The sequence below is a fragment of the Proteiniphilum sp. X52 genome, assembly GCF_003712195.1.
Lineage (GTDB): Bacteria > Bacteroidota > Bacteroidia > Bacteroidales > Dysgonomonadaceae > Proteiniphilum.
The window spans coordinates 1-18,761 of the sequence record NZ_RDSD01000031.1; the positions used below are offsets into that span (position 1 = coordinate 1).

Below are 18,761 nucleotides of genomic sequence, written 5' to 3' on the forward strand. Positions count from 1 at the left end.
TCGCCATTAGACTAAAGAGTTAGAAAAGTGAACGGATATCCCCGTTTTGCGTGGGTGGATATCCTCCGTTTTCAGCAATATCTCCGCCGGGCGCATGTTATAGACTGAATAATAGCTGCTGATGTCGCTATAGGAATAGGTTACGAATTGCTTCGTGTTGAAGACGTTCGTATAGTCGAGAATCCAATCTACTTTTTTCATTTTATAGCGCACACTCAGATTGCCAAACCACGACGAACGCGCCGACGATTCGATGGCATCATTGTAATAGTGGTTGAATTCGACATTGAAAACTAGCCCTTTTTTAGGAATAAACGAGGTGCTGAACCTCTGATTCAGATAATTGGCAGCCGGCATTTTGCTGTTGTTGAACCGGTTGTGATTCCGGGAAAATATGGCAGCATAGCTTACGATCATAACCCGGCTGATATTGGAACTAATGGATGGCGAAACGGAATAAGCGTTTGAGTGGATACCGGCAATAATTCCTTGATGTAATGCCAGCGATTTACTGCTGTTGTAATTGGTATATAATTTCACCTCAGAACTAATGGCATCAATGCTTTTACCCAACGATAATCCGAAGCCCCATCTATCGGAACTGTTGCCATATTTGATGCTTGTGGTTTGCGTTAAAATGCCGTTGTAAATGACATCGGATAACGAGTTTCTCCAAGTATGGGCGTAATTAAGGTTTACCGATGCAAACAGTGTCGTAAACGGATTTTTATAAGAAAGACTCATATAGCCATCGCCGGTTCTGCTTTCGTTTTGCAAATCGCTGTTCCGGCTCATCGACCGGTAATTGTTCATGATATATCCCCGATAATCATCGTTCATACTTCCGATGCTGTTTCGGAAAGATAAATTGGATAACAGCGTTATACGGGGTGTAATCGTTGATTTCAACCTAAGATATGGCGCATAGAGCAGATAGCCCCGATTTTGATCGATGTTCCGCACTTTGTCGCTACGGTCGACCAACATATATTTCACATCGAAATAGAGATAAGGATTAAAAACATCGGAGAATTTATAATTCATCTTCGGCGAAAAATTGAAAAATATCTCGTTTCGGTTGAATTTATTGCGCAAGCTATCCGCTATAAATTTTTGTGGAGGGTTACCGGAGGAAAGACCCGTTTCTAACGAATGGAAATTGAAAGTTGAACCAAAAGAATATCCCAACCCCAGTTTTTTCCAACTTTTATTGTAACCCGACAGGTTGAGGTCTCCATACAAGTGGTTGTGTAAAACGTTTTGTTGTAAAGGAGGCGTTACATCTCCCAGATTTTCAAACATTACCGGTGAGATTCGTAATGATTGATTTTGATGGTTATATCCTATTGACGCCGATATCTTATTGTTTTTCTTGCCTTTCCGACGCAAGTATTCAAAAGAGTTTGAAAGATTGATGGCGGGCTGTTCCAATTGTTGTTCGATTGGATTATCCTGTCGGACAAACCCCGACTCGTCGTTCCATTTTCCCGAAAAGTTGAACGTGTTGTTTACAAAATAGTCATCGGTATTGGCTTCGTAAGTAAAAGAACTTTCCATATCACGCTTTATCAGCTTTGAATTCATATCTTCTTCGATAATGATATTGTCCGAGCTGTCTATAAAAAGTTCTTGTCGGGAATAACTGTCCCGTTTCTGTTGGTCGAAGATATAGCTCACATTGGAAGTGAATGTATGATCTTTTTTGAGTGTGCGAATATCGTTGAGTGAAACCATGTGTGCATCGTTGAACAGGTGATGCTGTTGCCCTATGCCCGGAGGTGACGGTTTTACGATACTTAGATTTGGTTCCGATGATGTAAATCTCGAACCATTATAGAAAGACGAAAGCTCTGCGGCAACATCTTTTCCCGTATTGTCGTTCTTATAAACGAGCATATTTTGCTGTGTGCGGGTAAAACGCATGCCTACCAGTTCGTTGCTCAATAACACCGAAGGCAGCCCCACACCAAGTTGTGCGGTAGCGAAAAATGCGCCAAGGGAAGACACTTTTAATTTCAGGTTGATGGCTGCGGCGTCGGGCAATTCCATATCTTTGAGGGCTTTCACCGGTTGGTGATTCTCCATCACTTCCACCGATGCCACTTTTTTTGCATCGATATTTTGTGTGGCGATGCCGTATTTGCCTTTCATCAAGTCCAATCCTTCCACATAAAATTTGCTGATGGCTTTGTTTTGGTAGAGGATTTGTCCCGACGAAAGCACTTGTATGCCCGGCAGCTTTTTCAGCACGTCGGCGATGCTGCTGTCGGTCTCATCCAAAAAACTGGAAACGTTATAACTGATGGTATCCCCTTTTTGCCTTATCTTGGGTGCTTTCACGATAACTTCCTTTAGTTCGGTAATTTTTTCGTTAACGAAAAAATCGATTGATCCTATATCGCTTTTTATGTTTTTTGAATGGCGTTCGATGGTCATTGCCGATACTGTCACCGTCACCGAATCGGGTAGTTCGTTGCGTTTCAAAGTAAATCTTCCATCATCGTTCGTGATACTATAAGTCAGGATGGATGGCGAACCAACGTGGTGCAGGGTAACGGTTGCGCCCGACACCGGTTTACTGCTGTCTTGATAAAGAACACGACCGGATATCTCTTTTTGGGCAAATAACAGGCTGGGAGATAACAACAAAATGAATGCAATAAATCGTAAATTAAAATTCATGCAGATGAGGTGTTTACATAAACGCATTATTGTTGCAACTCCAATGGAGGATATTTATATGGATTTTTATGGGATATATAGATAAATGTTTGGTCATTGTAATATCCTAAATAAATGTTTCTGTTTAAGTTTTCAAGCAAATTGTAATAATCTGTGAAGTTTTTACAATCTCCATATTTTCTATTTTCAGGAGGGGTTATACCTGCACCTTCAACTTGTTCATAAGCACTCACACTTTCGGCCATTCCCTTCGGGTGCCATTCAACGCCTTTGTTGGCGAAATTGCCAACTAATTCCCGCTTTTTTGTATCCACCGATATTACCGGTTGTCCTTCTGATCAAGCTCTTTCCGCCTCTCCCAAGTGCTTTGGCCTCAGACGCAGCATATATCCGGGCTTGCTCTTCATTCAGGTAAGGAATAAATTCCTTCATTTTTTCTATTACCTCTGTTTTCATAATACAAAAGGTAAATAAAAAATATTAATTGTCAAATTAATTCGTTACATTCCTATAAGTGTTGTTTGAATAAAATATTTTATCTTCATTTACGAATTGTTTTGTGTTGCGATTATTGTTCTATTTCTAACGGAATTATATTTTTGGACTGTGCTATTTCTATATAATAAAGATTAGTTTTCTCTTGTATTCGAATAACCTTTTTTTGTGATTTCACAATATCTTGATACTGCTTTAAGTCTTTACAAACTTCTGTTTTTTTATCATAAGATATATTTATTGGTTTATCTTTTATTTTTTCAATGCCCATTGCACAAAACCGAAAAAGGCCATCAGTTGTATTTGCTTCAAGTATAAGACCGGGCAGTCCGTATAGCTTCCAAGGCCCCTCATTTATGGGAATATCCATTGTAAAATACGCTTCATAGGTTCTACCCCTAAACTCTGTTATTGCTTTTTGACATAGATAATCTAAAATCCTACACGTATCGCCCTCTATACTCCATGTCTGTGGAGCTAAATCTTCCTTCAGGAACACTGAAATAGACGAAACACCCAAATTTTGGCATTGTGTGTAAACCATATTATTTACTCTGTTTTTAGATATGGTAAATGGAATATGATTGTCAGAATTAAACGTTTTTTTCTTTTCAATATCTAACAATAGATCATTTATATCTTTAGGGTTTTGGACAAGAACTACGAAATCTATTTCGCCTGTACTCATGGCATCACTAATCATATTGTTTTTCGCAGATGCAGTTAAATCATAGAAGGATGATAATTTTTCACCTATATCCAGGGCCATTGTATCTACTCGAGATAAAGCTTCTTCTTTCGGATTGTTTTGAATGAAAGAGTATGTAATTCTGATATTTACAGAATCGTTGTCAATTTGTATTGTTTGTGCATGAACCTCAACAAATAAAATAAAGACAATAAATGAGAGTATTATTTTTTCCATCTTTTATAAACTATTTTAATTTATATGATTATCCGCAAAGTGTCCTAATAAAATCCGGACAATCAACGGTTGATTTTTAATAAAAATGTGAATTAAAAGTTTTGCAGCAAATTTGTTAACTGTACCAACCTTTTCGGATGCTGCTTTCCTAATCAGGTTGATTTTATTGTTAAATATCCAATTCTGAAATATAACGGATATCTTCAATCTTAAAACTATCCGGCAGTTTGTATCCATTTACCAATATTGTCGGCGTGGCCCTTAGCCCCGACTGTTCCTTCCATTGTTCATGCAATTCAAACTCTCTTGCCACTTCCTGCTCTTCAGTGTCTATCGGATACAGCTTAAAGAATCCCTCTTTATTAAACTTCCCTTTCTCAAACCATTGGTCATAAATGTCTTTGGCTTCGCCGTTTTTTTGGAAATAAGCCCCGATAAGGAATTTATTGGATATTTCCAGTTCTTTATTGAAAGAGGAAAAAATGTACTGCACACAGATATCCTTATTCTGTTCCAACAATCCATTTATACGTAGGTGCATCCGGGAACAGGGATTGCAATGGGGATTTGAAAATACTGTTACCAGCAGGTTTGAGCCGGTATTTCCCAATAATATCCGGGATGTTTTTGTAGTCACCTCATAGCGGGGTTGTTTCCTTAGTAGCGCGGCAAAGACATCTTCATTGGCCTTTATACTGTTTATCTCATACTGAATGTTTTCAAGGTTAGTACTCCGGCCAATAATCGGAACAAGTACATTAATAATTAAAATTGATATGACGTATATGCTGCAAGATATTGCCAGACCCGAGAAGTTAACCGAGGAAAAACGGGTATATCCAAATACCATTCCGGTGATAAAAATACCCCATAAGAGCAACATGGTTCCTAAACATAAAGGACACCATTGTTTTGCCTTGAACTTCTGATACCAAATACTCCAAACACTATATGGCAGACAAAAGATATTGATGAAAAGTAAACAGGGAATAAACGACGGTAAAAAACAAAGTATAATTGTGTTCGAGATAAAATACCCCATCCCAACCTCACTCCAACTCAAAACACCAAATAGCTTTGCATCATCCGACTCGAGGATATTATTGCAATCACTGTATTTGAACAGTGAACATAACCTGTCGGCATAACTGTTTTGGATATGCAGTTGTTTCAAAAGCAACAGATAATCTATATATATACCTGAAAGACTGATTACCAACAATAATAGCAACCCTGGTTGTAAATAGCTTTTATTGGAAATGAAAGCAATAGCAAATAAAAAAATGAGAATTGCAAAAATGGCTATTTTCCGCAGAATATTGAATAACTCTTCCCGGAAGTGTATTCCATATTCAGGTTCAACTGAGTTTTGACCAGGTTCTGCAACCAAAATAATGCCGGTCCATATTTTGAAAAAATCTCCCAATGGAACCTTTATTCTTTTATCCCTTTCGAAAAATTGGATTTCATCCGTGAATATTTTTTCAACGACTACAAATTCACTCCCTGTATGGGCAATAAAAGGAGTTTCTATTGAATAGATATCATTCTTGTCCTGAACCCTTATCCCTGCGTTTTCGATACCATAATCAGTAAGCATAGAGGAAATTCCGTACAAATTGTATTTGTGAGGGTGCTCGTTGAAGAATCGACTCGAAAAAAAACGCGTATGTTTTATCTTCAACAAATTCAGGAAAGATATGGAAATATTACTTCCCATACGTCGTATTTCATGTTCTAAAATGTATTAGCTGTTACAAATAAACATTATATTTATTGTCCGGCAAAATAAAATTCTATGTTATAAAACATAAACTGCCTTACGTTGTTTCGAGGAAAGACTGGTAAATAAATCATCCACGCTTTTCTTGCCTCGACCAGATACAACCTCGATGACCACTCCAGCGCGCTCATCTGATAAAATGCTTAAATACTGAGTCCTTTTTTTATTGATTTTTCATCAACGCTCAAATAGGCATAATATTTATCGACATCTCTTCGTTCTAATCCGCAAGAGACACTCCTTCGCATAATCCTGCTTACCTGCGGGTAACTTAACGAAATAGTTCCAACTCTTCTATCAGATGGTCGGCTCCCGCGAACTTATCGATCACAAAAAGCACATACCGGATATCCACGATGATACTTCTCTGGTAATCGGGTAAATACTCTATATCCCCTCCTACCCCTTCCCAGTTCCGGTCAAAATTGATCCCGATGAGTTCTCCTTTACCGTTCAACACAGGGCTTCCGGAGTTACCGCCCGTAGTATGGGTAGTAGCGACGAAATTGACCGGCATATCGCCCTCGGCCAGGGCATAACTACCGAAATCCTTTTCCTTATAAAGAGTTTTCAGTTTTTCCGCCACCACAAACTCCCAGTTATCGGGATCCTCTTTTTCCATCACACCTTTCAAGGTGGTCTGATGGGCATAAGTGACCGCATCACGGGGCTGGTAGCCTTTCACCTGCCCGTAAGTGAGCCTTAAGGTAAGGTTGGCATCGGGAAAATGGGCATAGGATCCGTCCATGGCGAGAATCCCCTCCATATAGGTACGGTGCGCCAGTGAGAAGGGCACATCATATTTACCGAGTTGATTGCCGAGGGAAAGCGCCTCTTGGTTCACCGAACGGGCAAACAGGAACATAGGATCATTCCTCAATTGCCCCATCCTAACCTTATCGGAGATGAACGCGCGGGGATCGGAATAAAACAAGTCCCAATTCTCCCTGTTTCCAAATAGAGACCGATCAAAAATATCATCAATAAATGCCTCCACATCGCCATTGAACCGGGTATGGAGAAGATTGAACAAAGCAGGTTGTTTTTCAGCGTCGACCAGCCGGGCATATTCGGTGATCATGGCCGCGGAGACCCTTTTATCGACCTCAATATTGTAATCCTTATCGGCAAATAAGTTATAATCCTGCTCCACTTGCAGGACTGCCTCCTCTATGCCATCCGTCACGCTGGAATCCGCCCCTTCGGCCGCGCCACTGTCCACCGCTTGTATCAGCATATTCCATCCCCGTTGAGGCACATTGGCAAACTCCACAGCCCGTATGATTCCTTCATTGAGCATCCAGCTCCTGTAACGTAGATCGGCTCTTTCATCCACTATCCGTTCAATTTCCTTCAGCGCGTCGATATATTCAGGTTTTCGATTATTTTTCGCCCATTCCGACAAACGATTCTGCTGTTCCCGCTTCAACTGTTCGAAATCGCGCATATCAATAGCCCAGTTGGTGCCAATGGCATTTTTATAGGCATTGGTGGAGCCGGAATATTTAGCTGCATATTGGATCTTTACCGCCGGATCGTTCAGCATCTCCTCCAACATAACCTTCTGGCGGACGTCCCGCATACCGACACGCACCCTGTTATCGATATCTCTTCGTTCGGCCACTTCCCATGAGGTATAGTACTTATGGGTTGTACCGGGAAATCCCATGATCATCGCAAAGTCACCCTCCCGCACTCCTCCGGTGGATATTTTCAACCATCGTCTGGGTTTGAGCGGCACATTCTCCGGCGAGTAATCGGCCGGATTCCCCTCTTTGTCGGCATAGATCCGGAACAACGCAAAATCGCCCGTATGGCGTGGCCACATCCAGTTATCGGTATCGGCGCCAAACTTGCCGATGGAGCTCGGCGGAGCACCTACAAGGCGAATATCGGAATAGATCTTTTTGGTAAACATATAGTATTGATTACCGTTAAAGAAAGGCTTTATCTCCACTTCGGTACCGGGAATGGCCAAGAGTCCCTCTCCTGCTTTCTCCCGTGCAATCCGGTTAAGATAAGAGGGCGAAAGAAAGAAAACACCGTCGGTATCCTCCTCTTTATCCCTTTCAAGGCATTGTTTCACATAATCTGTCACATCTTCCATCCGGTCGATAAAGGCAACAGTCAGCCCCGGGTTGGGAAGTTCTTCGGCTCTGGTCATTGCCCAGAAACCCTCATCCAGATAATTATCTTCCAACGAGCTATGATTCTGTATCTGCCCATACCCACAGTGATGATTGGTGAGTACCAAGCCCTCTGACGAGATTACTTCTCCTGTGCATCCTCTTCCGAAAAAGACAACCGCATCCTTCAACGAAACACCATCAGGATCATAAATATCACGGTCCTCCAGTTCCAGCCCAAGTCTCTGCATCTCGGCCAACTTTTGTTGTTTCAACAGATGGAGCATCCACATCCCCTCATCGGCAGAAGCAGTAAAGATAAATGAGCAACACAGGAGCAGATATAACACCAATTTCTTCATAAGATTTTATTTTAGTAAATCCACCTTTCCATCTTTCCACATTAATTCTCCGTTTGAGCCGATAAAGTTAAGAAAAAATGTCATAAATAAGGTAATTAATTCCCGCATTTCCCTATCTTTGGGCTTTTGAACGTAAGGCTGACGCATAGTTCTTACAAGTCTGTGCTTCCAAGTTGCAAGTTCCAAGTTCCAAATTCTAAGTTCTAAGTTCTCAGTTCTCAGTTCTCAGTTCCAAATTCCAAATTCCAATCTTTACAACAAATGCATTACGAAACACTCTTTCAGGAAATTCACAGCGAGTTGCAGTCGGTAGAAGACACCGGACAGGTAGCCGATTACATCCCTGAGTTAGCACATGTGAACCCCGATCAGTTCGGCGTGCACCTCACTACTGTCGGGGGTGAAGAATTTGCTTTCGGGGATGCAGAGAAGCGTTTTTCCATCCAAAGTATAGCCAAAGTATTCACTTTTGTCCTGGCTTATTCACGTATAAAGAGCAATATCTGGGAACGAACCGGGTTAGAGCCGGCGGGGACTCCGTTCAACTCTCTGGTTCAGTTGGAGTACGACAAAGGTATACCGCGTAACCCGTTTATCAACGCCGGTGCCATTGTGATCTGTGATATTCTTGCGAGTGAACTGGCTTCTCCAAAAGAAAATATCCTGTCGTTCATCCACAGAATAACGGGAACGGACAGTATCGACTATAATTCCAAAGTGGCACTATCGGAGAAAAAAACCGGTTACAGAAACTATGCCCTGGTTAACCTGATGAAATCATTCGCCAACATCAAAAATGATATCGCCAGGGTGATGGATATTTATTTCCATATCTGCTCTATTGAGATGAGTTGCAAAGAGCTTTGCCGATCTTTTCTCTTTCTTGCCAACAACGGGATTGTTCCATTTTCCGGCGAGCAAATACTCACCGCGAGTGGCACCAAAAGAGTCAACGCGCTCATGCAGACCTGCGGCTTTTACGATGAAGCCGGAGAGTTCACCTTTAAAGTGGGGTTACCTGGAAAAAGTGGTGTGGGCGGGGGTATAGTGGCAGTCCATCCGGAAAGGTACACCATTGCCGTATGGAGTCCACGCCTCAACAAAAAGGGAAATTCGTTCAAGGGGATGTTGTTCTTGGAAGAGTTGACCTCCAGAACCAGCTCTTCCATTTTTTAACGACGCGTGGACTTTTCTCATCGGGGGAATAAAAGCGAGGCCAACGGCTCTGAATGCCATCCATGGTTCCCAGAGGGTAAAGAGACGATTAATTCTTAAATTTACGAAAAAGGCCGGTGAATCATTGGGCTTTAGCTTGAAAAGGGTTATTTTTGCGGTCGATTGGAAAATAAGCACTTAGATGAAGATAAACTTAAAAGAACGCACGCCACAGCTGATTGCCGTAATAGGTGTACTGGTCATTGTGATGGCTATTCTCATCGGATTTCTCATCACCAGGAACACACAGATGAGTGAGATGCAGCAGCAGTTCACTATCGATAAACAGGAATTGGAGGATGAATATGAAGCCATTTCATTGCAATACGAAGGGTTTAAGTTCAGTGTCCAGAACGACTCGCTGTTATATAAACTGGAGAATGAACAGGCAAAGGTGCTTCGTCTACAGGAAGAGCTTCGAATGACCAAAGCGAGCGATCAGGCTGAAATCAAACGGCTGAAGGATGAGCTGGCCACATTGCGCAAAATTCTTCGTTCCTATGTGCAGCAGATTGATTCGCTCAACAGGCTCAATGAGCAACTGCGTGCGGAAAACCGGCAGATTACCGATCAATATCAGAAAACCTCTCAAACCCTCAGGCAGGTATCCCAGGAGCGGGAACAACTCTCGGAAAGAGTATCGTTGGCAGCGCAATTGGTTGCCACGAACATCAGCGCCAAGGCGGTAAATGACAGGGGCAAGGACCAGTCGCGCCTGAGCCGGAGCACACAGTTTGTAGTTTCCTTCACCATTGCCCGCAATATCACCGCGGAGCCGGGAGAGCGCACCGTATACGTCCGCATGATGACACCCGACGGATCGGTCCTCTCAAAAAGCCCGTCCAACACCTTCCCTTATGAGAACGGAAATATTCTCTATTCTATGAAACGCATCGTAGAATACGGCGGCGAGGAAATACCGGTCACCATGTACTGGGATATTGAAGAATTTCTGATGCCCGGCACTTACAAAGCCGATATCTTTGCCGACGGACATCATATCGGTGCGTATAGTTTCGATATGAAAGAATAGCATTTTTCGTCGTTTTAACATTCCGATAAATTTCTTTAACGGAAAATCATGCAGCATTTCCGGAATGCAGGCATCTATAGGAGTAAACGCCCGCTTTCCGGTAATAACAATGAACAGATGAAAAATGCTTCCTGTTTGATACCTTTGTGTATACTACTATTCGGATTAATCGTGACGGAATTAGATGCACAGGACTTGAATGATGAAATGAAAAAAAGGCTTCGTCAGTCACTCATTACGCCCGAAAAACAATCCGGAGAGCAACAATATCAACATTCTCCCCAGATATTGCCAGAGCAAGACAAAGAAATCCTCAAAGTGTCTCCAACCACCAGGCTTCCCACAAGAGGAGACAAGATACAGTTACTTAATCCACCGGAAAAATACAAAACACACATAAATACGACAGTCACCAATGCTCCTCCCATCAATCAACGACCGGCAGGATCGGTTCGGTATGAGTTTGTGGGAAAGAATATGCAAATAATCCCCACCGGCGGCCAAATAGTGAACCCTTCCGGCCGGGATTTCGATCCAATCCGTGCCCGCAACAGGAAAAGGCACGAAAGAACCGACCGGCTGGTTAAAGCCTATAATAACGAGTAGGGTAAAGCAAGATCATGGGATAGGGTGAACCGCCCGTTTATTGCAACATCTCCAGAAAAGCCTTTTCGTCAATAATTTTCACACCTAATTTTTCCGCTTTTTCTAATTTGGACGGCCCCATATTCTCTCCGGCAAGAATGTAGTCGGTATTTTTCGAAACTGACCCGCTGTTCTTTCCCCCGTTTTGCAGGATCATAGCCTTGTACTCATCCCGCGAATGGAGTTCGAATGTACCGCTGATGACGATAGATAATCCTTTCAATTTATCGGTCTTTGCAGCCAGCGCCTCTTGGCTCAACGCAAACTGTAAACCGTACTGCCGCAACCTCCTGACGAAATCCACACAGAGGGGGTTGTCAAAGTAAACGGTCACACTTCGCGCGATCCGCTCGCCGATTTCATCCACAGCGACCAGTTGCTCCACAGTCGCCTGGGCCAACTGATCGATATCCGGAAATGCCTGTGCCAGTTTCCGCGCCACGGTCTCGCCCACGAAGCGGATGCCCAGGGCATACAGAACCCGCTCATAGGATACTGATTTCGATCTCTCTATACTTTCCAGCAGATTATTGGCGCTTGTTTGTCCCCAACGCTCCAAATAGACAAGGTCTTCGAACCGCAACCGGTAAAGATCGGCAGCGTCATTGATCAACCCTTTCTCATAGAGCAGATTGATAGTCTCCGGCCCTATGGTGATATCCATGGCTTTACGGGTGACAAAGTGTTCGACACGCCCCTTTATCTGCGTGGGACATCCCTCGCTGTTGGGACAGTAATAGGCGGCCTCGTCCTCATTGCGCACCAAAGGGGTTCCGCAATCAGGGCATTTGCGGGTGAAAGTGACCCTGTCACCCAACAGGAAACGGGCTTCCTTATCTACACCGGTAATCTTGGGAATGATCTCCCCCCCCTTCTCCACATAGACCCTGTCGCCAATATGCAGGTCAAGGGCAAGAATCGCATCCTCATTGTAAAGAGAAGCCCTTTTCACGGTGGTACCGGACAACAGCACCGGCTCCAGATTGGCAACGGGAGTAACGGCGCCTGTCCGTCCCACCTGGTAGGAAACCGATTCCAGGCGTGTAACCGCCTGTTCGGCGCTGAATTTAAAAGCGATAGACCATCGGGGAAATTTGGAGGTAGCCCCCAAATTGCGTTGCTGTGTCAAGGAATCCACCTTCAGCACAACTCCGTCGGTAATCACCGGAAGCGTCTTTCGAGCAACATCCCACTCTTTCAGATAAGCAAAGACCTCCTCCAGGGTCCCGCATTTTCTCATGGTGTCTGATACGTTCAACCCCCATTCGCGAGCCAGGGTCATATTCTCAAAATGGCTGCGGGACGGGAGGGAATCACCCAACATTGAATAGATATAGGATTCCAGCTTACGGGAAGCCACCACCCGGGAATCCTGCATTTTCAGGGTACCCGAAGCGGCATTGCGCGGATTGGCAAACAGGGGTTCTTCCTGTTCAGCCCGCTCCTTGTTCAGCGCATCAAAAGAACTCCACGGCATCAATATCTCCCCCCGCACCTCAATATAAGGGGGGACATCATCACCTTTCAACACCAACGGTATATTGCGGATGGTCCGCGCATTGGCAGTCACATCATCACCTTTCCGTCCGTCACCACGGGTCACCGCCCGTGTCAGCCGCCCGTCCTCATAGACCAAAGAGATAGAAGTCCCGTCGAACTTGAGCTCACACACTATCTCGAACTCTTCGTTCAGTGTCCTCTTCACACGATTGTAAAAATCAGTCACTTCCCCTTCAGAGTAGGTGTTCTGAAGCGAAAGCATGGGGAAACGATGAACCACCTGCGTGAAATTATTGTTAATATCGCTTCCCACCCGTACCGATGGCGAGTTAGGGTCATAATACTCAGGGTATGCTGCTTCCAATTCCATCAGTTGTCGCATCAACCGGTCAAACTCAAAATCGGAGATCGCAGGTTGCGATAATATGTAATAATTATAATTATGCTCGTGCAGTTGGGAGCGAAGCGATTCAATCTGCTGTTTGACTGATTCCATCATTGATAGTTGCTGACTTATTGACGTGTAATTTATTCAGATCACCACCGGCCATCTTATCTCTTTTGCGATGGTAAAGATAGTATAAAATTTAGGAAGTTAAAGGGTTAATCGGCGTTTTCGTCTTCACTGTTATTTTATTTCTTATCATATATTGACTTAGCCCTATTTCACATTCAGCTCATCTGAAACGGTTCCAGGACACGACAAGTCACGGAGGTCAAAGCATCGCATTCACCAAAAGCGTTTTCCATAATGTATTCTACTGAATTGGGTATTATGACAGACTTTAAGCTTTCACACCTGTAAAAAGCACAAGTTCCAATAGACTTCTCCGAATTTGGGATGACAATGGAGTCTAAGGCTGAACATTTCCAGTATTTGCTAGTTGCTTTATATCAGCGACTTGTGGATTAAATGGTGGAAAAGTGATGGCGTAGATTCTGTTAAGAGAGAAAAATCTGACGATTTAACATTTTTAACTTTTTGTAACGAAAATAAAAGTGGCGATACACGTACTTAATCTCTATTATTTCTTCTGATACTCGCTTGGCAGGAGGCCGAAACGCTGTTTGAAGGCACGGGTGAAGTGTTGGGGGTAGTTGAAGCCGAGAGTGTAGGCGGTCTCGGTGGTGGAGAGGCCGTGGACGAGGCAGCTCTTGGCACGGTCGAGTACGAAGTCGCGGATGGTTTGGCTGGCGCTCTTGCCCGTGGTCTCGCGGATGAGGTCGCCGAAATAGTTGGGCGACAGGCATAGTTCCGAGGCGCAGTATTTCACGGTGGGAAGGCCGTGCTCGGCTTGTCGGTTCTCGTCGTAGTATTTGGCCAACAGGTGTTCAAAGCGGGTCAGCAGGTCGGTGGACTGTGGCTGCATGGCCTTAAACTGGCGGATGTAGAAGCGTCGGCAGTATTGCAGGATGAGGTCGAGTAGCGAGATGAGGATCGGCTGCTGCGCCTCGTCGCGCTTGCCTCGTATTTCAGAGCGCATCCGCCTGAGGCAGTCCACAATGGTCTGGCGCTCCTCCGGAGCCATCAGCAAGGCCTCGTTGCTGCTGTAACTGAAGAAATGAAACTGCTGCATCTGCTGTTCGAGGTAGGTACCACGGACAAAGTCGTGTGCGAACAGCAACGCCCAGCCGCGGATGTCGCCCCCCTGTCCCCGTTCCTCGGCACCGCCCACCTGTCCGGGCGCCACGCAGATGAGTGTGCCCTCCGAGTATTCGTAATGTGACGTGCCATAGACGAGGTTGCTCTGGTGGTCGTCGCGCAGGAAGATGCCATAGACATCAAAGCGGTTCACCGTGTCCTGCATGCCCGTCAGTTCGTCGAAATGAACGACGCTCAGCAGCGGATGCTCCGTCGGTGCCCCCACGATGGCGTTATAGTCCGCCACGCTCCGGATATGATGCAGTTTCCTTGCCATTTTCGAGTGCAAAGGTACAAAAAAGCGCAACAATCCGTAAAAATGGTAAATAAATCCGTTCTAACCATACGTCCGCATTGGTATTTTATGCCGAATTTTGCAGCAGAAATCAATTTAATTGCAATATGGAATATGTAAAGTTAAACAACGGAGTGAAGATGCCACAACTGGGCCTGGGCACCTTCCAGAGCAACGATGCAGCCCTATGTGAACAAACAATCCTTGAAGCGCTGAAGGTGGGCTACCGCCTCATCGACACGGCGCAGGGGTATGGCAACGAGAAGTATATCGGCAACGCGCTGGCACGCACCGACGTGCCCCGTGAGGAACTGTTCATCGTCACCAAGGTGTGGTTCAGGAACCACGAGGACTGCCGCCGCTCCATCCTGCAGTCGATGGCCGACCTGCGCGTCGATTACCTCGACCTCGTGCTGATTCACTGGCCGTTCGGCGACACCTACAGGGCCTGGCGCGACATGGAGGCGCTCTATGCCGAGGGGAAGATTCGCGCCATCGGCGTATCGAACTACAACGCCGACCGCCTGATAGATCTCATTCAGTACAACAAGGTGGTGCCCGCCGTGAACCAGATTGAGACCAACCTCCAGTCGCAGCAGCAGGAGAACCGCGAGTGGATGGAGAAACTGGGCGTGCAGCACATGGGCTACGGGCCCTTCGGACAAGGCCGCATCAACGACATCTACGACGACCCCGCGCTGACCGCCATCGCCGCGAAGTACGACAAGACCTCGCGCCAGGTCGTCCTCCGCTTCATGCTCCAGATGGGCGTCGTGCTCATTCCCAAGACCGTCAACCCCGCCCGTCTGCGCGAGAACATCGACATCTTCGATTTCGAACTGACGCCCACCGAGATGCAGACTCTCAGCCGCATGGACAAGTCCCAGCCGCTGATTGGCAACCCGCAGAATCCCGCGCTGGTGGAATCATCGGCGAAGTGGGGATGATAATACAATAAAAACAACCATGATGGAGGCTCTCTGGAACAGGAAGGCTTGCCGCGAGTTCAGCGACAGGAGCCTGACGGAGCAGCAGTTGTCGAACCTGCTCTGGGCGGTCACGGGGCTGGCGGCCGTCATCCGTGGCACGATGGACCGCGAAGCTCTGCAGAAACTGCTGGGTCTGATGTCGGGACAGGAGCCGATGCTCAACTGCCCCGTAGGCTATGCGAAACAACATTAAAGGCAATCAGGATATGGAGAAGCGAAGATTAGGAACGATTGAGGTGTCGCCCATCGGCATGGGCTGCATGGCGTTCTCGCACGGCTACGGCGAGGTGCCTGCGGAGGGGTATGCGCTGGAGGCCATCCGACGGGCGTATGACTACGGCTGCACGTTCTTTGACACGGCGGAGGCCTACGGCGGCCAGCAATTCTGGCCGGGGCACAACGAGCAGTTGCTGGGCAAGGCGGTAAAGGGATTCCGCAAAGAGGTGGTGCTGGCAACGAAGTTCCATTTCGGGGCGGTTTCCTTTGAAAACGATGCTCAGGTGGAGCACATCATCCGCGAGCATATCAGCCTGTCCTTGAAGCATCTGGATACCGACTACATCGACCTGTACTACCTGCATCGCATCAGCCGTCAGATTCCCGTGGAGTCTGTTGCCCTGTCCATGGGGAAACTAATCCGTGAAGGAATCATCAGGGCCTGGGGACTGTCGCAGGTCTCAGGCGAGACGCTGCGCCGTGCCCACGAGGTGACGCCTGTCTCGGCCGTCCAGAACATCTACTCGATGGTGGAGCGCGACTGCGAGGCGGAGGTGTTTCCCTACGCCCTGCAGCACGGCATCGGCGTGGTGCCGTTCTCGCCCGTCGCCAGCGGACTGCTCTCTGGGCGCATCACCGCCGAGACCGACTTCAGCCATTCGGACGACGTGCGCAAGTTCGTGCCGCAACTGACCCGCAAGAACATCGAGGCCAACGAACCGCTTCTGGCGCAGCTCCACGACTACGCCGACCGCAAGCAGGCCACGATGGCACAGGTGTCGCTGGCGTGGATGCTCCACAAGTACCCCAACGTCGTGCCCATCCCCGGCTCACGTAACCAGGAGCGCATCTTGGAGAACCTCGGCGCATGGAACGTCACCCTGACCGACGCGGAGTTTGCCGAACTAGAGCAGACCCTCGACAGCATTGAAATTCACGGCCATCGCGGCATCGTGGAGTTCGAGGGCGACAGCATGCAGCAGTGGAATCGGGAGAAATAATCAAATCAAAACAATTAAACATTATGGCAAAAATAGCATTATGAACCTGGGCCTGGGGCGCAGGAGCATTTGGAGGAGACGCAGTATTCGGCAGCAAGACCGACGTAGAAACACTTAAGCCCGTATTCGACGCGGCGATGAAAGCAGGACTGAACCTGTGGGACACGGCAACGAACCCGACCTTGCTCCCTATCGTGAGATGATACTCCACAAGAATGCCGAGTGGCTCTTCGGCCATTCTGAGAAAACAACAACTAACAAACAATAATTATGGAGCACATAAGACTTTAGGATATTAAACAACCACAAAAATGAAAATGATTACAAGAATCTTGGCGGGACTGCTGACGATAGGCATGGCGGCCTGCTCACAGGGACAACAAAAGGAGGAGGTGCAGAGCATGACGATTACGGTCAATTTGAGGTACACTGGCACGGACGGCAATGCCAGGAAGTTCGCCGAGGAGATGATTTCCAGCGGAACCGTTGACGCCATCAGGGTCGAGGAAGGCAACCTGCGGTATGAATACTACCAGTCGCTGGACGATCCCGAAACCATCCTGCTCATCGACAGTTGGGCTAATCAGGAAGCCATCGACAAACATCATGCTACACCCATGATGGACACCATTGTAAGGCTTCGCGAGAAGTATGACCTCCACATGAGCGTGGAACGCTATAAAAGTGTCGAAACACCGGAAGCGGAGAGCCAGTTTATCAGGAAATAGAAACAATATGATAATATGATGAGACAGATGTAATTCAAAACGGTAAAAAAAGACATCAAATAATCGTGATTATGGAATACGTAAAACTTAGAAACTCTGACCTCAACGTGTCGCGCATCTGCCTTGGCTGCATGGGTTTCGGTGAGGCCAGTATCGGACAGCACTCGTGGACGATTGGTGAGGAGCCGACACGTGAAATCATCCGTCGGTCGCTCGACCTCGGCGTGAACTTCTTTGATACGGCGATTGCCTATCAGTTGGGCACCTCGGAGCAGTTCGTGGGCAGGGCGCTGAAGGATATGGCACGGCGCGAGGATGTGGTGGTGGCCACGAAGTTTCTGCCTCGCACGGAGGATGAAATCGCCAAGGGCATCAATGGCCGACAGCATGTATTGAACAACATTGACAGCAGCCTGAAGCACCTCGGCATGGACTATGTGGACTTGTACATCTACCACATTTGGGACTACAAGACGCCTGCGGAGGAGATTCTGGAGGGCATGAACGACGCAGTGCGGACGGGCAAGGCACGATATATCGGCATCGCCAACGCCTACGCTTATCAGGTGGCGAAGATGAATACACTGGCTGAACAACGCGGCTGGGCGAAGTTCATTTCTGTGCAGAACCACTACAACCTGATTATGCGCGAGGAGGAACGCGAGATGTTCCCGTTCTGCCATGAAGAGAACATCGCCATGACCCCATACAGCGCACTGGCATCGGGCAAACTGGCCAAGCGTCCTGGTGAAACCTCGAAGCGTCAGCAGGAAGACTCTTTCATGCACTTCAAGTACGATGCCACCGCTGAGCAGGACAACCGCATCGTGGAGCGCGTCGTGGAACTGGCAGACCGATACGGTGTTGAAATGACGCAGATTTCCCTTGCCTGGTTGCTGACAAAAGTTGAGTCACCCATTGTCGGAGCCACTAAATTACATCATATCGAAGGAGCCGTCAAGTCGCTCGATGTCTGGCTGGCTGATGATGACATCCGCTATCTGGAAGAACCCTACGTGCCACACAACCTTTCGGGAGTGATGGCAGTCAACAAGCCTGCCATGAGCGAAGAGCCTGTGTGGGTCAAGGCGGCGAAGAATAAATAAAATAGCATTTTTATCATT

The 18,761-nt window shown here is 46.6% G+C and carries 14 protein-coding genes and 2 pseudogenes; 8 read left to right on the forward strand and 8 right to left on the reverse strand.

Features of this window, described 5'->3' with window-relative positions; translation table 11 throughout:
* Nucleotides 1-6 precede the first annotated feature (6 nt).
* The 5 genes and pseudogenes from D7D25_RS16340 to D7D25_RS16360 form a co-directional block, all read right to left on the reverse strand.
* Complete coding sequence (locus D7D25_RS16340) at nt 7-2,682, reverse strand: carboxypeptidase-like regulatory domain-containing protein (RefSeq protein ID WP_158602654.1); 2,676 nt, start codon at nt 2,680-2,682, stop codon at nt 7-9.
* Between the two features lie 218 nt (nt 2,683-2,900).
* Nucleotides 2,901-3,011, reverse strand: a pseudogene (locus tag D7D25_RS16345) (hypothetical protein); the annotation flags it as partial.
* A 239-nt stretch (nt 3,012-3,250) separates the two neighbouring features.
* Nucleotides 3,251-4,102: a GLPGLI family protein gene (locus D7D25_RS16350; RefSeq protein ID WP_122969999.1), complete on the reverse strand. Its 852-nt coding sequence runs from the start codon at nt 4,100-4,102 to the stop codon at nt 3,251-3,253.
* A 169-nt stretch (nt 4,103-4,271) separates the two neighbouring features.
* Entirely contained in the window at nt 4,272-5,822 is a 1,551-nt protein-coding gene (locus D7D25_RS16355) for a vitamin K epoxide reductase family protein (RefSeq protein WP_122970000.1), read from the reverse strand.
* Between the two features lie 334 nt (nt 5,823-6,156).
* Nucleotides 6,157-8,373 carry a S46 family peptidase gene (locus D7D25_RS16360; RefSeq protein ID WP_122970001.1) on the reverse strand — a complete coding sequence of 739 codons (2,217 nt, stop codon included), beginning with the start codon at nt 8,371-8,373 and terminating at the stop codon, nt 6,157-6,159.
* A gap of 261 nt (nt 8,374-8,634) precedes the next feature.
* Here D7D25_RS16360 and D7D25_RS16370 point away from each other — a divergent pair, with 261 nt between their 5' ends.
* The 3 genes from D7D25_RS16370 to D7D25_RS16380 all read left to right on the forward strand — a co-directional run bounded on the left by D7D25_RS16370 (nt 8,635) and on the right by D7D25_RS16380 (nt 11,227).
* The gene (locus tag D7D25_RS16370) at nt 8,635-9,549 is read left to right on the forward strand and encodes a glutaminase (RefSeq protein WP_122970003.1); all 915 of its coding nucleotides are present in this window, start codon (nt 8,635-8,637) and stop codon (nt 9,547-9,549) included.
* Between the two features lie 181 nt (nt 9,550-9,730).
* The gene (locus tag D7D25_RS16375) at nt 9,731-10,621 is read left to right on the forward strand and encodes a hypothetical protein (protein ID WP_122970004.1); all 891 of its coding nucleotides are present in this window, start codon (nt 9,731-9,733) and stop codon (nt 10,619-10,621) included.
* Between the two features lie 48 nt (nt 10,622-10,669).
* Complete coding sequence (locus tag D7D25_RS16380; RefSeq protein WP_122970005.1) at nt 10,670-11,227, forward strand: hypothetical protein; 558 nt, start codon at nt 10,670-10,672, stop codon at nt 11,225-11,227.
* A gap of 37 nt (nt 11,228-11,264) precedes the next feature.
* Here the strand turns inward: D7D25_RS16380 and ligA are convergent, their stop codons facing one another.
* From ligA to D7D25_RS16395, 3 genes and pseudogenes are all read right to left on the reverse strand, one after another.
* Nucleotides 11,265-13,262: an NAD-dependent DNA ligase LigA gene (gene ligA, locus D7D25_RS16385; RefSeq protein ID WP_122970027.1), complete on the reverse strand. Its 1,998-nt coding sequence runs from the start codon at nt 13,260-13,262 to the stop codon at nt 11,265-11,267.
* Nucleotides 13,263-13,438: 176 nt separating this feature from the next.
* A pseudogene (locus D7D25_RS18845) lies at nt 13,439-13,630 on the reverse strand (leucine-rich repeat protein); the annotation flags it as partial.
* A 161-nt stretch (nt 13,631-13,791) separates the two neighbouring features.
* On the reverse strand, nt 13,792-14,685 hold the full coding sequence (locus tag D7D25_RS16395) for an AraC family transcriptional regulator (protein ID WP_122970006.1): 894 nt from the start codon (nt 14,683-14,685) through the stop codon (nt 13,792-13,794).
* 158 nt (nt 14,686-14,843) lie between these two features.
* Here D7D25_RS16395 and D7D25_RS16400 point away from each other — a divergent pair, with 158 nt between their 5' ends.
* The 5 genes from D7D25_RS16400 (at nt 14,844) to D7D25_RS16425 (ending at nt 18,743) form a co-directional block, all read left to right on the forward strand.
* Nucleotides 14,844-15,650 (forward strand): aldo/keto reductase, encoded by an 807-nt coding sequence (locus D7D25_RS16400; protein WP_255417357.1) that lies wholly within the window; start codon nt 14,844-14,846, stop codon nt 15,648-15,650.
* A gap of 19 nt (nt 15,651-15,669) precedes the next feature.
* On the forward strand, nt 15,670-15,885 hold the full coding sequence (locus D7D25_RS16405) for a hypothetical protein (protein WP_122970007.1): 216 nt from the start codon (nt 15,670-15,672) through the stop codon (nt 15,883-15,885).
* Between the two features lie 13 nt (nt 15,886-15,898).
* The gene (locus tag D7D25_RS16410; RefSeq protein WP_122970030.1) at nt 15,899-16,909 is read left to right on the forward strand and encodes an aldo/keto reductase; all 1,011 of its coding nucleotides are present in this window, start codon (nt 15,899-15,901) and stop codon (nt 16,907-16,909) included.
* 317 nt (nt 16,910-17,226) lie between these two features.
* The gene (locus D7D25_RS16420; RefSeq protein ID WP_221408023.1) at nt 17,227-17,637 is read left to right on the forward strand and encodes a putative quinol monooxygenase; all 411 of its coding nucleotides are present in this window, start codon (nt 17,227-17,229) and stop codon (nt 17,635-17,637) included.
* Between the two features lie 71 nt (nt 17,638-17,708).
* Nucleotides 17,709-18,743 (forward strand): aldo/keto reductase, encoded by a 1,035-nt coding sequence (locus D7D25_RS16425; protein ID WP_122970008.1) that lies wholly within the window; start codon nt 17,709-17,711, stop codon nt 18,741-18,743.
* Nucleotides 18,744-18,761 lie beyond the last annotated feature (18 nt).

Bases quoted from the DNA above. Each gene is read 5' to 3' on its own strand.
- ligA (WP_122970027.1), bottom strand. From the start codon at position 13,262: ATGGAATCAGTCAAACAGCAGATTGAATCGCTTCGCTCCCAACTGCAC.
- D7D25_RS16395 (WP_122970006.1), bottom strand. From the start codon at position 14,685: ATGGCAAGGAAACTGCATCATATCCGGAGCGTGGCGGACTATAACGCC.
- D7D25_RS16420 (WP_221408023.1), top strand. From the start codon at position 17,227: ATGATTACAAGAATCTTGGCGGGACTGCTGACGATAGGCATGGCGGCC.
- D7D25_RS16360 (WP_122970001.1), bottom strand. From the start codon at position 8,373: ATGAAGAAATTGGTGTTATATCTGCTCCTGTGTTGCTCATTTATCTTT.
- D7D25_RS16340 (WP_158602654.1), bottom strand. From the start codon at position 2,682: ATGAATTTTAATTTACGATTTATTGCATTCATTTTGTTGTTATCTCCC.
- D7D25_RS16425 (WP_122970008.1), top strand. From the start codon at position 17,709: ATGGAATACGTAAAACTTAGAAACTCTGACCTCAACGTGTCGCGCATC.
- D7D25_RS16410 (WP_122970030.1), top strand. From the start codon at position 15,899: ATGGAGAAGCGAAGATTAGGAACGATTGAGGTGTCGCCCATCGGCATG.
- D7D25_RS16370 (WP_122970003.1), top strand. From the start codon at position 8,635: ATGCATTACGAAACACTCTTTCAGGAAATTCACAGCGAGTTGCAGTCG.
- D7D25_RS16400 (WP_255417357.1), top strand. From the start codon at position 14,844: ATGCCACAACTGGGCCTGGGCACCTTCCAGAGCAACGATGCAGCCCTA.
- D7D25_RS16375 (WP_122970004.1), top strand. From the start codon at position 9,731: ATGAAGATAAACTTAAAAGAACGCACGCCACAGCTGATTGCCGTAATA.
- D7D25_RS16405 (WP_122970007.1), top strand. From the start codon at position 15,670: ATGATGGAGGCTCTCTGGAACAGGAAGGCTTGCCGCGAGTTCAGCGAC.
- D7D25_RS16355 (WP_122970000.1), bottom strand. From the start codon at position 5,822: ATGGGAAGTAATATTTCCATATCTTTCCTGAATTTGTTGAAGATAAAA.
- D7D25_RS16350 (WP_122969999.1), bottom strand. From the start codon at position 4,102: ATGGAAAAAATAATACTCTCATTTATTGTCTTTATTTTATTTGTTGAG.
- D7D25_RS16380 (WP_122970005.1), top strand. From the start codon at position 10,670: ATGCAGCATTTCCGGAATGCAGGCATCTATAGGAGTAAACGCCCGCTT.